Source organism: Streptomyces lasalocidi, from assembly GCF_005280215.1.
GTDB lineage: Bacteria > Actinomycetota > Actinomycetes > Streptomycetales > Streptomycetaceae > Streptomyces > Streptomyces longwoodensis.
Genome location: NZ_SZNQ01000001.1, coordinates 6443382 through 6456467 on the forward strand (window position 1 = coordinate 6443382; position 13086 = coordinate 6456467).

12 protein-coding genes are annotated in these 13086 nt (G+C 71.9%); 6 read left to right on the forward strand and 6 right to left on the reverse strand.

Annotated elements, in window-relative coordinates; translation table 11 throughout:
• Positions 1–49: 49 nt before the first annotated feature.
• Together E4U91_RS29120 and E4U91_RS29125 are read right to left on the reverse strand one after the other, a co-directional pair.
• Positions 50–1411, reverse strand: a complete 1362-nt coding sequence (locus E4U91_RS29120; RefSeq protein ID WP_137309552.1) for an NAD(P)/FAD-dependent oxidoreductase — start codon at positions 1409–1411, stop codon at positions 50–52.
• A 51-nt stretch (positions 1412–1462) separates the two neighbouring features.
• Positions 1463–1720 (reverse strand): acyl carrier protein, encoded by a 258-nt coding sequence (locus E4U91_RS29125; RefSeq protein ID WP_241678733.1) that lies wholly within the window; start codon positions 1718–1720, stop codon positions 1463–1465.
• A gap of 259 nt (positions 1721–1979) precedes the next feature.
• Here E4U91_RS29125 and E4U91_RS29130 point away from each other — a divergent pair, with 259 nt between their 5' ends.
• Both E4U91_RS29130 and E4U91_RS29135 read left to right on the forward strand, forming a co-directional pair.
• On the forward strand, positions 1980–2678 hold the full coding sequence (locus tag E4U91_RS29130; protein WP_168218183.1) for a 4'-phosphopantetheinyl transferase family protein: 699 nt from the start codon (positions 1980–1982) through the stop codon (positions 2676–2678).
• Positions 2679–2724: 46 nt separating this feature from the next.
• Entirely contained in the window at positions 2725–3456 is a 732-nt protein-coding gene (locus tag E4U91_RS29135) for a thioesterase II family protein (protein ID WP_168218184.1), read from the forward strand.
• Between the two features lie 64 nt (positions 3457–3520).
• On the opposite strand, the gene E4U91_RS29140 is transcribed toward E4U91_RS29135, so the two are convergent.
• On the reverse strand, positions 3521–4534 hold the full coding sequence (locus E4U91_RS29140; protein ID WP_137309555.1) for a LacI family DNA-binding transcriptional regulator: 1014 nt from the start codon (positions 4532–4534) through the stop codon (positions 3521–3523).
• A 326-nt stretch (positions 4535–4860) separates the two neighbouring features.
• On the opposite strand from E4U91_RS29140, the gene E4U91_RS29145 reads away from it, so the two are divergent.
• From E4U91_RS29145 to E4U91_RS29160, 4 genes are all read left to right on the forward strand, one after another.
• Positions 4861–6171: an ABC transporter substrate-binding protein gene (locus tag E4U91_RS29145; protein WP_137309556.1), complete on the forward strand. Its 1311-nt coding sequence runs from the start codon at positions 4861–4863 to the stop codon at positions 6169–6171.
• Positions 6172–6258: 87 nt separating this feature from the next.
• Positions 6259–7245, forward strand: a complete 987-nt coding sequence (locus E4U91_RS29150; RefSeq protein WP_137309557.1) for a carbohydrate ABC transporter permease — start codon at positions 6259–6261, stop codon at positions 7243–7245.
• A 12-nt stretch (positions 7246–7257) separates the two neighbouring features.
• Entirely contained in the window at positions 7258–8181 is a 924-nt protein-coding gene (locus E4U91_RS29155) for a carbohydrate ABC transporter permease (RefSeq protein ID WP_137309558.1), read from the forward strand.
• 116 nt (positions 8182–8297) lie between these two features.
• Positions 8298–9737 carry a GH1 family beta-glucosidase gene (locus E4U91_RS29160; RefSeq protein ID WP_137309559.1) on the forward strand — a complete coding sequence of 480 codons (1440 nt, stop codon included), beginning with the start codon at positions 8298–8300 and terminating at the stop codon, positions 9735–9737.
• A 137-nt stretch (positions 9738–9874) separates the two neighbouring features.
• On the opposite strand, the gene E4U91_RS29165 is transcribed toward E4U91_RS29160, so the two are convergent.
• The 3 genes from E4U91_RS29165 to E4U91_RS29175 form a co-directional block, all read right to left on the reverse strand.
• The gene (locus tag E4U91_RS29165) at positions 9875–10399 is read right to left on the reverse strand and encodes a flavin reductase family protein (protein WP_137309560.1); all 525 of its coding nucleotides are present in this window, start codon (positions 10397–10399) and stop codon (positions 9875–9877) included.
• Between the two features lie 78 nt (positions 10400–10477).
• Positions 10478–11947: an amino acid adenylation domain-containing protein gene (locus E4U91_RS29170; protein ID WP_137309561.1), complete on the reverse strand. Its 1470-nt coding sequence runs from the start codon at positions 11945–11947 to the stop codon at positions 10478–10480.
• Positions 11944–13077 carry an acyl-CoA dehydrogenase family protein gene (locus E4U91_RS29175; protein WP_137309562.1) on the reverse strand — a complete coding sequence of 378 codons (1134 nt, stop codon included), beginning with the start codon at positions 13075–13077 and terminating at the stop codon, positions 11944–11946. Before E4U91_RS29175 ends, E4U91_RS29170 begins: the two co-directional genes overlap by 4 nt.
• Positions 13078–13086 lie beyond the last annotated feature (9 nt).

Sequence of the window (13086 nt, forward strand, 5' to 3'; positions counted from 1 at the left end):
GGGAGGGGCGTCCGCGCCACCCGGGACCGTCATCAGGGCACGGTGGTCCCTAGAACTTGGCTGCCGCCGAGGGGGCCTTGAGGGTGCCCAGGTACTTGTGCCAGAGGTGGTTGGGGTCGTTCTCCACCACCTCGACGATCTCCCGCATCTTGGCCAGCGCCGCGGGTTCGCCGTCGTACACGTCGCCCTGGAGCATCTTCAGCACGTCCAGGCGGTAGCGCGGGTCCTGGACGAACGCCGTGAACAGGATGTTCAGGCGGTAGTAGATCTGGATGAACTCGTACCAGTTGTTCACCGCGCCGCGCAGCGTCTTGACGTAGGTGTCGAAGCGCTCCTTGCGGAAGTCGCCGGCCTCGTGGGCGGCGATGATGTCGGCGGTCGCGAGGCGGGCGCTGTTGAGCGCGACGCTGACGCCGCTGGAGAAGATCGGGTCGACGAACCGCGCGGCGTCGCCGATCATCACCAGGGAGTCGTCGGCGATCTTGGTGAGGGCGTAGCTGTAGTCGCCCTCGGCCTTGAACGGCTTGACGCGGCGCGAGTTCTTCAGCGCGTCCTGCAGCGCGGGGCGGCTGCCGATGGTGTCCCAGAAGAAGGTCTCCAGGTCGTCCTTGGCGGCCTTGAAGCGGGCCTTCTGGGTCACCACGCCGATCGAGGTGATCGTGTCGGTGATCGGGATCTGCCAGACCCAGGTGTCCTCGAGCGGCAGGAAGTGGATGAAGATGTAGTCCGCCTGGTCCTTGTTGACGGCCAGCGCCTTGCGGTCGAAGTCGTCGAACCAGGTGTGCACCGCGTACTGGTTGAAGACCGGGTCCGGCTCCTTGACCTTGAGCTGGCCGCCCATCATCGTGCGGCGGCCGCTGGCGTCGATCACCATGCGGACCGGGACGCCGAGCTGCTGGTTGCCGACCTTCGCCTGGATGACGGGGCGGTCGCGGTCGGTGAAGTCGACGCGGTTGACGCGGATGCCGTGGTAGACCTTCGCGCCCAGGCTCTCGGCGTGCTGGAGCAGGATCTGGTCGAACTTGCCGCGGTCCACGTGGAAGGTGTGGTCGCGGTCGACGCCGGCCTGGTCGCGCTCGCTGAAGAGCACCTCGGCGGCGCGGAAGTCGTGGTCGAGCCCCTGGAAGCCCAGGTGGTCGATGTCGCGGTCCTCGGCGGAGGTCCACGCGGCGCCGTACTTCTTCGGGAAGCCGGCGGCCTCCACCTTCTCCATCGCGCCGATCTCCAGCAGCACCGGGGTGGTGGCCGGCACGAGGGACTCGCCGACGTGTTCCCGCGGAAAGGTCTCTGCCTCGAACACCGCCACGGACAGGCCCGCCTTGGCGAGGTAGGAGGCGGCCGTCGAGCCGGCCGGGCCGCCGCCGATGATGCCGATGTCGTAGTCGTAGGTGGTCTCGGTTGCCTCGGACAACGTGGTCTCCTGGGTCGTGGTGGTGGGTGGGGCGGCGCCGCCGGCAGCGGGTCAGCGCAGGCTCAGCAGCAGGTCCGTGATGGCGTTGAGGTTCTGGAAGTTGGTCCCGGTCAGCTCGGTCGGCGGGACGTTGATGCCCATCTCGTCGCGGATGTGCGTGAGCAGCTGGGCGGTGTTGATCGAGGTGAGGATCCCCCACTCGAGCAGCGGTGTGTCCGGCTTGATCTCCGTGCTGCCGGGGTCCGCCAGCAGGCGCTCCTGGACGAACTCGGTGAGCTGTTCGAGCAGTTCTTCGCGGTCACTGGCCACGGCGTACCTCCGGGAGGGGCGTTGAGGGAGGGAGCCGGCGGAGAGCCCGGCACTCGTGGATTTCAACGCCTGATGATGTCATTGCTCGATGAACTCTACTAGTGTTGAATTACTCGTCAAGGGGCCAAGGCGCCCCAGCGGCCGGGTGGTTGGGCGGCGGGGGCGTCGAGTCGGGCGCCACGAGGGCCGGCCGGAGCGGTCGTCGCAGGTCAGCGGGCGGCCCCGGTGGGCCGACGGACGACGCGAACGGGAGGACCCCATGGGCCGGGAGCGACACGGACCCCCGCCGGGCGAGGTGCACGTCCGGGTCGTGCGGGAGCCGTCGGACGCCGACGAACTCCAGCGCTGTGTCGCCCTGTTGACCGACGGCGAGCGGGAGCGCCGGCGCCACCTCGTGCCGTCGCAGCGGGCGCTGTACGCCGCCGCCCACGCCGCCCTGCGCACCACGACGGCCGCCTTCTCCGGTCGGCCCGTCGGCCAGGTCGCCTTCCGTCGGGGCGCGTCCGGCAAGCCCTACGTCGCCGGCGACCCCGGGCTGCGGGTCAGCCTGTCCCACACCGACGGGCTCGCCCTCATCGCCGTGAGCCGGGACGGCCCGGTCGGCGTGGACGTAGAACGCCTGGTGCGGCCCGTGGACCCGCGGGGCCTGCGCCGGCAGGTGCTGTCCGACCAGGAGGCCGCGCTGTGGCCAGCGGAGCGGGACGGTCCCCTGTGCGAGGGCCTGCTGACCCACTGGACCTGCAAGGAGGCCGTCCTCAAGGCGCTGGGCACGGGCCTGGCCGGCGACCCGACCGCCGTGCGCGTCACCCCGGGCGCCCGCCGCTCCGGTCCCGTGCGGCTCCACCATGCCCCCGGTCCGCCCCGGCGGTGGCGGCTGCACCTGCTCGATGTGGGCCCGGGTTACCGGGCCGCGGTGGCCGTTGCGGGTGGCGGCGACGTCGTACGGCTGCTGCCGTGACCGGCCGGACCCGCCCCCGTCCCCTCACGCCCCGAAGGAGACCGTCATGACCTCACCCTCGCCCTCCCACCCCGTCGCACCCACCCTCCTCTGCGTCCCCCACGCCGCCGGTGTCGCCCGTGCCTTCACCGGACTCGGTCAGGCGCTCGGGCCCCACGCGCGCACCGTGGCCCTGGAGTTGCCCGGGCACGGGACCCGGATGCGGGAGCCCGTGCGGGACGACTTCGCCGGGGTGCTGGAGGACCTGGTGCGCGCCACCGGCGCCCACACCGCGCGGCCGTACGTCCTGCTCGGGCACAGCATGGGCGCCGCCTTCGCCTACGAACTGGCCCGCCACTGGAGCGCGCTGGGCCGCCCGCCGCGCGCCGTGCTGCTCGTGGGCCGCAACGGCCCCACCGCGCGGTCCCTCCTGCCCGACCTGCACGGGCTGCCCGACGACGCCTTCCTGGACGGCGTACGGCGGCTCGGCGGCACCCCGCCGCAGCTGTTCGACCACCCCGAACTCGTCGCCCTCTTCACCCCCGTGCTGCGCGCCGACTTCACCCTCTCGGAGACCTACGCGCCGCTGCCCGGACCGCCGTTGGGCTGCCCCCTGTGGGTGAGCGCGGGCACCGACGACCCGATGGTCGACGACGCCGGCCTGCGCGACTGGGAGAACCACGCCGACGGCGACGTCCACGTGGAGTGGCTCCCGGGCGGCCACTTCCTGCTCGACGACCCGGCGTTCCAGGGCTACGTCGCCGGGGTGCTGCGCAGGCTGCCGCAGCCCGTCGTCTGAGGGCGCGACGCCCGGGCCCGTCCCTCCGGCCGGGGTCGGGCCCGGATGAGGGTGCCGCAAGGCGTCAGGAGGACGCCCGCACCACCAGCTCCGTCGGCAGCGTGATCCGCTGCCGGTCCGCGCCGTGCCGCGTGATGTCGGTCAGGACGCGGGCCATGGTCCGGCCGAGCTCCTCCACGGGCTGGCGCACGGTCGTCAGCGGCGGGTCGGTGTGGCGGGCGAGGACGGAGTCCTCGAACCCGACGACGGCGACGTCCTCCGGCACCCGCCTCCTCCAGCGGCGCAGTTCGGTCAGGGCGCCGACCGCCATGAGGTCGGACGCGGCGAAGACGGCGTCCAGGTCGGGGGCGCGTTCAAGAAGCGAACGCATCGCGTGCGCACCCCCCTCCTCGGTGAAGTCGCCCGTCTCGACGAGCAGGTCCGGGGCGGCGACGCCGGCCTCGCGGTGCGCGGCGTGCCAGCCCGCGAGCCGGCTGCGGCCGACGTCCATGTCCAGGGGACCGGTGATCGTCGCCACCCGCCGCCGTCCACGGCCCAGCAGGTGCCGCACGGCCGCGGCGGCGCCGCCGGCGTTGTCGGCGATCACATGGCTCAACTGCTCGTCCGCGCCACGGCGTCCGGCCAGCACGGTGGGCAGGCCCATCTCCTCCAGCATGCCCGGCAGCCGGTCCCCGGAGTGCACGGAGAGCAGCAGCACTCCGTCCACCCGGCGGGTCGCCACCGACTCGGTCAGCTGGTCGCGTTCGGCCTCGTCCCGCACGAGCATCAGCTGCAGCTGGGTGCGGCTCTCCGCGCACGCGCCGCTGACGCCGCGGATGATCGCGGCGAAGAACGGCTCCGAGCCGAGCCTGCTCTCCGACTCGGGGATGACGAGCGCCACGGCGTCGGTGCGGTTGGTCACCAGGCCGCGGGCGACGGAGTTGGGGACGTAGTTGAGTTCCTTGATGGCCGCGAGCACCCGGGCGCGCGCCTCGGCACTGACGAGGTCCGAGCCGTTGACGACACGGGAGACCGTCGTGCGGCCCACTCCCGCGTGGGCGGCGACCGTTTTGATCGTCGGACGGCGGTTGCCGGTCATGTGCTCCCCCCTCGCGCCGCGGCGGCAGGTCCCGCCGCGGAGGTGACCTGCGCAATTCTTGCAGATCGGCCGTCGCCGGGGCGCTGCCCGGGGCAAGGGGACCGGCCGCGCCTCCCCGTCGGGGGACCGACGAGTTGTGTTCGAGTCATTGACAGACCGGGTCCGCCCCCAGGAGTCTTCGATGCGTCGGTGGGAACGTGCCCACCCACAAGTGGGCACGTTCCCACCACCCCAAAGCATTCCAAAACCCATCACCACGGCTCTGCCGTGATCCGTGCGGGACCCGTCGCCGTCGGCGGTTCGGTGCCGTCGCTAGGAGGAGACCCATGACCACTTCCGGTTCGTTGCGCAGGAGGGCGGTGGCGGCGGCCGCGGCGGTCGGCGCGCTGGCGCTCGTGGTCGGCTGCGGCGGCAGCGACGACTCCGCCACCGGCGGCGGCAAGAAGGACGGCAAGGTCACCATCACCATGGGCCTGTACGGCGTGATGGGCCTGAAGGAGACCGGCCTCCTCGAGCAGTACGAGAAGGAGAACCCCGGGGTCGAGATCAAGGCCGAGATCGCCGGTGACGAGCAGACGTACTACACCGCCCTGCAGACCAGACTCGCCGCCGGCAAGGGCTTGAAGGACATCCAGGGCATCGAGGTCGGCCGGGCCAAGGAGATCACCGACACCCAGTCGGACAAGTTCGCCGACTTCAGCAAGGTGCCGGGCCTGGACCACTTCCTGCCGTGGAAGGAGTCCCAGATCACCACCGCCGACGGCAAGGTGCTGGGCCTCGGCACCGACATCGGGCCGATGGCCGTCTGCTACCGCAAGGACTACTTCGCGAAGGCCGGCCTGCCCACCGAGCGCGACCAGGTCGCGAAGCTCTGGGAAGGCGACTGGAAGAAGTACGTCGAGGTGGGCCGCACCTTCAAGAAGGACTACAAGGGCGGGAAGGTCGCCTACATGGACGCGGCCAGCGGCCTGTTCAACGCCATGATCTACGGCAGCCCCGAGCAGTTCTACGACGAGAAGGGTGAGCTGATCTACGACAGCAACCCGGCCGTCAAGGAGGCGTGGGGCCTCGCCGCCGACGCGGCGGAGGACGGCCTGACGGCAAAGCTCCGTCAGTTCCAGCCGGGTTGGGACCCGGGGCTGGCCAATGGCACGTTCGCCACGGCCGTGTGCCCGGCCTGGATGCTGAGCCACATCAGCGAGAAGGCCGGACCGGCGAACAAGGGCAAGTGGGACGTGGCCAAGGCCCCCAAGGGCGCGAACTGGGGCGGGTCCTTCCTCGGCGTCGTCGAGCAGAGCCCGGTCAAGGAGGAGGCCAAGAAGCTCGTCGCCTGGCTGACCGCCCCCGAGCAGCAGGCGCACGTCTTCAAGGAGATCGGCAACATCCCCTCCTCGCGCCAGGCGCTGGACAGCCCCGAGGTCAAGAACGCCACGTCCGCGTACTTCAGCGGCGCGCCCATCGGCCAGATCTTCGGCGCGGCGGCCCAGGAGATCCCCGACAAGCAGGTGCTGGGCCGCAAGGACGGCACGATCAAGGACACCTTCTCCCAGGGACTGACGCTGATCGAGCAGCAGGGCACGGCCCGGGACAAGGCGTGGCGGACCACCGCGGAGCGCATCGAGAAGGCGGTCGGCTGACCCCTGCCCCCGTGGCCGTCCGGATCCGCCCGCCACGGGCGGGCCCGGACGGCCGGCTCACCCGTCCGCTCCCAGGAAGGAACTCCGGTGGCCACCTCCACCACCCAGGCCCTGACCGGGGACGAGCCCGCCGGGCCGCCCCCGGAGCGACGCACCGCCCGGCGGCGCGGCGCGCTCCTGCACCGGCTCGACCTCAAGGGCGCCCCGTACGCCTTCGTCGCGCCGTTCTTCGTGGTCTTCGCCGCGTTCAGCTTCTACCCGCTCGTCTACACGTTCTGGATCTCCCTGCACGACGTGGAGCTGGCCACCCTCGACGTCATGCAGTGGGTGGCCTTCGACAACTACGTGGAACTCTGGGGCGATTCCCGCTTCTGGAACGCGCTGCAGAACACGATCACCATCGGCGTCATCTCCACCGTGCCGCAGTTGCTGATGGCCCTCGGGCTGGCCCACCTGCTCAACTACCGCATGCGCGCCTCGCTGTTCTTCCGCGTCGCCTCACTCGTGCCCTACGCGACCTCGGTCGCCGCGGCCGCCCTCGTGTTCACCATGCTCTTCGAGCGCGACTTCGGCATGATCAACTGGGCGCTCGGCTCGGTCGGGATCGACCACGTGGACTGGGAGGCCGACAAGTGGCCCGCCCAGGTGGCCATCTCCACCATCGTGATCTGGCGCTGGACCGGTTACAACGCCCTGCTCTACCTCGCCGCCATGCAGGCCATCCCGGCCGACCGCTACGAAGCCGCCTCACTCGACGGCGCCTCCCGGTGGCAGCAGTTCACCCACGTCACGGTCCCCGGGATCCGCTCCACGATCGTCTTCACCATCGTTCTCTCCACGATCGGCGCCACGCAGCTGTTCGGTGAGCCGCTGATCTTCGGCCAGGGACCCAACGGCGTGACCGGCGGCGCGGACAACCAGTACCAGACCCTGGGACTGCTGCTGTACGAGGAGGGCTGGAAGAACTACCAGATGGGCCGCTCGGCGACCGTCGCCTGGGCCATGTTCCTGCTGCTCCTGCTCGTCTTCCTCGTGCAGCGCGTCGTCCAGCGCGTCCGCTCCCGTACGTCCTGACCAGGAGTCCCCATGACCCTGCACAGTCTCCCGGCACAGAACGCCACCGCGGGCCCGGCCTCAGCGGGGAAGGCGGCTCCCCTAAGCGGCCGCCGGCTGCTGCGCCAGCGCGCCGGCCGCCAGCACCACGCCGGCCCCCTCACCTACGTCCTGCTCGTCGTCATGGCGGTGCTGTCGATCTTCCCGCTGTACTGGACGATGGTGGCCGCCTCGACCGACAACACCCGTGTCAGCCAGACCCCGCCGCCGTTCCTGCCGGGCCCGAACCTGTTCAACAACCTCGCCCGCGCCTGGGACGAGGCGGCGATGGGCAAGGCCATGGTCAACAGCCTCATCGTGGCCGGGGTGATCGCCCTGTCCACCGTGCTGTTCGCGACGCTCGCCGGGTTCGCCTTCGCCAAACTGCGGTTCAAGGGGCGCAACGCCCTGCTCATGCTGGTCATCGGCACCATGCTCGTGCCGCCGCAGCTCGGCGTCGTACCGCTGTTCATGATGATGGCCGAGCTCGGCTGGTCCCAGCAGCTGCCCGCCGTCATCTTCCCGACCCTGGTGAGCGCGGTGGGCGTGTTCTTCATGCGGCAGTACCTGTCCGAGGCGCTGCCGGACGAACTCGTCGAGGCCGGACGCGTGGACGGGGCGCACTCGCTGCGGATCTTCTTCAGCATCGTGCTGCCCGTCGCCCGCCCCGCGATGGCCGTCCTGTTCATGATCACGTTCGTGCACGCCTGGAACGACTTCTTCTGGCCGTTCGTGGTGCTCGACATGACCAACCCGACCGTCCCGGTCGCCCTCACCCAGCTCAGCGCGGGGTACGTCCGCGACCAGTCGCTGATCATGGCCGGCGCCCTGCTCGGCACCCTGCCGCTGCTGGCGATGTTCGTCGTCTTCGGCCGCCAGATCGTCAGCGGCATCATGGCGGGCGCCGTCAAGGGCTGACCGCCACGCCCCCGCCCAAGTCGGGTCGCGTGCCGTTCCGTCGGGCCGTCCGAAGCCCTCCCCCCCCCGGATCGCCCGCGCCCCGTCCCACGCCATCACACCTCGAAAGGACACACGTGGTCACCGCAGCACAGCAGACCGCGTCCGCCCCGGACGCCGCCCGCGCTTTCCCCAAGGGCTTCCTCTGGGGCTCCGCCACCGCCTCCTACCAGATCGAGGGGGCGGCCGCCGAGGACGGCAGGACGCCCTCCATCTGGGACACCTACGCCCGCACCCCGGGCCGGGTCCGCAACGGCGACACCGGCGACACCGCCACCGACCACTACCACCGCCGCAGCGAGGACGTCGCCCTCATGGCCGAACTCGGCCTGGGTGCCTACCGCTTCTCCCTCGCCTGGCCCCGCATCCGGCCCACCGGCCGCGGGCCCGCCGCGCAGAAGGGCCTCGACTTCTACCGGCGCCTCGTCGACGACCTGCTCGACCACGGCATCCAGCCCGTCGCCACCCTCTACCACTGGGACCTCCCGCAGGAACTGGAGGACGCCGGCGGCTGGCCCGAGCGCGCCACGGCCGAACGCTTCGCCGAGTACGCGGCCCTCGCCGCGGACGCCCTCGGCGACCGGGTGAAGACCTGGACCACGCTCAACGAACCCTGGTGCAGCGCCTTCCTCGGCTACGGCTCCGGAGTGCACGCCCCCGGCCGCACCGACCCGGTCGACGCCCTGCGCGCGGCGCACCACCTCAACCTCGCCCACGGCCTGGCGACCCAGGCGCTGCGCGACCGCCTCGGCGCCGACACCCAGGTCTCGGTCACCCTCAACGTCCACCACGTCCGCCCGCTCACCGCGTCGGAAGGCGACGCGGACGCGGTCCGCCGGATCGACGCCCTCGCCAACCGGGTGTTCACGGGCCCGATGCTGACCGGCGCCTACCCGGAGGACCTGTTCAAGGACACCGCCGCACTCACCGACTGGTCCTTCGTCCAGGACGGCGACCTCGCCCGGATCCACCAGCCGCTGGACTTCCTCGGCGTCAACTACTACACGCCGACCGTGGTCTCCGAGGCCGACGGCAGCGGCACCCACACCTCCGACGGACACGGCAACAGCGCCCACAGCCCCTGGCCGGCAGCCGACCGGGTCGCCTTCCACCAGCCGCCCGGCGAGACCACCGCGATGGGATGGGCCGTCGACCCCAGCGGCCTGTACGACCTGCTGCGCCGGCTCACCGCCGACTTCCCGCGCCTGCCGCTGGTCATCACCGAGAACGGCGCCGCGTTCGACGACTACGCCGACCCCGAGGGCCGGGTCAACGACCCCGCCCGGATCGCCTACGTCCGCGGGCACCTGGCAGCCGTCCACCGGGCGATCCAGGACGGGTCGGACGTGCGCGGCTACTTCCTGTGGTCCCTGCTGGACAACTTCGAATGGGCCCACGGCTACAGCAAGCGCTTCGGCGCGGTGTACGTCGACTACCCGACCGGCACACGCATCCCCAAGGCCAGCGCCCGCTGGTACGCCGAGGTGGCCCGCACCGGCCTGCTCCCGGGCGCCTGAGACACCGGTACGGCCCACCCCGCGACTCCGCGCGACGTCGCACGCCGCTCCCGGTCCCCGCAACCGCGGGGACCGGGGGCGGCGCCGTGCCGGGGGAGGGGGAACGGTCACCCGGGCCCACCGGGCCGGCGGGGCGTTCAGGCGGCCGGCTGCACCTCGGAGAACTGCGCCCGCCAGTACGCCAGCGGCGTGCGGGCCGGACTCACGTCGCCGTGGACCAGGCGGCCGACCAGGATCTGGTGGTCACCCGCCAGGTGACTGCTCGTCAGCACGCACTCGGCGTGCGCGACGGTGGCGGGCAGGATCGGCGCGCCCGTGCGCTTGCCGGGGCTCCACGGCACGTCCGAGAAGCGCTCGGGCACCGGCGAGGCGAAGGTGCGGGCGGTGTCCTCCATGCCGGAGGACAGGAAGTTCACCGCGAAGGCCGAACTCTCGTGGATGGCCTCCAGGGTGGCGCTGGGCTGCTTCACGCAGACCAGCAGCAGCGGCGGCGACGCCGAGACGCTGCACACCGCGCTGCAGGTCAGGCCGCGCGGCTGGCCGTCGGCCGTCACGCTGGTGACGACGCTCACCCCGGTGGGCAGCGAGCCCATCACGGAGCGGAACGTCGACAGGTCCACCTGGTCCAACAGGGTTTCGACGGGCTGGTGTCGGTCGGACATCACAGGATCCTCACGGGTCAGGCCGAGTCGGGCCAGGGGGTCGCGGACGGAGAGGGCGGGCGCCGTGGGCACGGCACCTCACCCGACGCTCGTGATGCGTTCGACGAGGGCCGGACGGTCCGTCTTGCCGTTGGCCGTCAGCGGCAGCTCGGGGACGGTGTGCACCGCGTCGACCACCATGTACAGCGGCAGCCGGTCCGCGCAGTCCCGCTTGAGGTCCAGCAGTCCCGGGCCGCTCGGTCCCTCGGGCACCACCACCGCGTGGATCTTGGCGTCCAGGCCGTCGCCCACCACCACGCAGGCCGCGGCGGCGACCTTCGGGTGGGCGCTCACCACGGCCTCGATGTCGCCGAGTTCGATGCGGTGGCCGCGCACCTTGACCATGTGGTCGCGCCGGCCCACGTACTCCAGCATCCCGTCCGGACCCATCCGGCCGATGTCACCGGTGAAGTAGGCGCCCTTCTGCGGCTCGCGGCCCCAGTAGCCGAGCATCACGGTCGGGCCGCTCACCACGATCTCGCCCTCGCGGGCGCGCGGCGGGTGCAGCCGTATCCGGTCGCCGGAGGCCGGGGCGCCGATCGGCAGCGGACGGGTGCTGCCGAGGTCGCGGTCAGTGACCTCGTAACTGGTGCACACATTGGTCTCGGTGGGGCCGTACCAGTTGAACATCCGCACGTCCGGCCACGCCTTGCGCAGTTCGTGCACCTGCTGGACCGGGAACGGCTCCCCGGCGAAGACGCACACCCGCAGCGCCTCGGGCGGATCGCCGGCCAGCAGGTCACCGCGCTGCATCATCAGGATCAGCGCGGACGGCACGGAGTACCAGACGCTGATCCGCTCCCGCTGCAACAGCGCGACCAGCTGCGGCGGGTCGTAGGCCAGGCCCTCCGGGACCAGCACCACGGACGCGCCCGCGTGGAAGGCGGCGTACAGGTCGAAGACGGACAGGTCGAAGTTGAACGGGGCGTGGTTGGACAGTCGGTCCGTGGCGGTCACGCCCACCTCGGCGACCGCCCAGGTGATGAAGGCGAGGGCGTTGCGGTGGCTGATGCACACGCCCTTCGGCTCCCCGGTCGAGCCGGAGGTGTAGAGGATGTACGCCGGGTCGTCGGGCTCGCCGGCGTGCACGGGCGGCGCCGCCGAGGCGGGTGCCTCCTCGCGGACGGTGTCGAACGCGGCCAGCGGCAGGTCCGCCTCCCAGCCGGACCCGCCGGCCCGCCGGATGCCGTCGGCGTCGGCGACCACCAGCGCCGGGGAGCAGCCCGCCGCGATGCGGCGCACGCGTGCGGCGGGATTGTTGGCGCTGACCGGGACGTACACCGCGCCGACGCGCAGCGCGCCCTGCATCAGGGCGATGGCGTCCAGTGTCTTGTGCGTCCACAGCACGACCCGGTCGCCGGGGCGGACCCCGCGGCGGTGCAGGGCGGCGGCGTAGCGGTCGGCGAGTTCGTCCAGCTCCCGGTAGCTGGCGACGCCCTGGGCCGAGCGGACGGCCGGCGCGTCCGGGGCGCGCCGGGCGGAGTCGATGACGAGCTGGTGGAGCCTCACAGTCCCATCTCCTTCACGATGAGTTGGCGTTGGATGTCGGAGGTCCCGGAGAAGATCGTGCTGGGCACCGCGTCGCGCAGGGCGGCCTCGATGCCGTCCTCGCGCAGGTAGCCCCGCCCGCCGAAGATCCGCACGGCGTCGGTGGCCGACGCCAGCACGCCCTCGGAGACGGCGAGCTTCGACAGGGCGACCTCGAGCACGGACGGCTCGCCCCGGTCCATCGACCAGCAGGCCCGGTACAGCAGCAGCCGGGCGCTCTCCAGGCGCAGTGTGATGTCGGCGATCCGGTGCGAGACCGCCTGGAAGTCGCCGATGCGACGCCCGAACTGCCTGCGGGAGCGCGCGTGGTCGACGCACTGCCCGAGCAGCCGGTCCAGCAGGCCGACGTAGAGGGCGAACAGACAGGCCCGCTCCCAGCCCATGGAGTGCTGGAAGATCGCGGCGCCGCCGCCGACCGCGCCGAGCACCTGCTCGTCGGGGACGAAGCAGTCCTCGAAGGTGACCGCCCCGGCGGGCACGGAGTGCATGCCCATCTTGTCGTAGGGGCGGCCCACGACGACGCCCTGGGCCGTCCGGTCGACGACGAAGCCGGTGACGCCGAGGAACCCGGCCTTGGGGTTGACGGTCGCGTAGGTGACGTACACGTCGGAGGCGGGTCCGTTGGTGACGAAGCTCTTGGTGCCGTTGAGCAGCCAGCCGCCGTCCGTGCGGGTCGCGGTCGTGGACAGCGCGGAGGAGTCGGAACCGGCCTCCGGCTCGGTCATCGCGTTGCCCGCGATCAGCCGGCCCGAGGCCAGGCCCGGCAGCAGCCGGCGCCGTACGGCGTCCGTGCCGAAGGCGACGACCGGCATGGCGCAGGCGAAGGTGTGCGCACCGGCGGCGAACACCAGGCCGGTGTCCGGGCAGCCGCGGCCCACCGCCTCCACGACGCGCGCGGTGTCCAGGGCGCCCAGGCCCCCACCGCCGTACTCCTGCGGCAGCGGCGCGCCCAGCACGCCGATCTCGCCGAGCGCCAGCCAGTCCTTGCGGTCGTAGAAGCCGGCGCCGGGCGGGTCCGGGAAGGCCGCCCGCGTCGCCTCCAACACCTCGTCGTAGCGGGCCTGTTGCCCGTCACTCCAGCCGAACTCCACGTGTGCTCC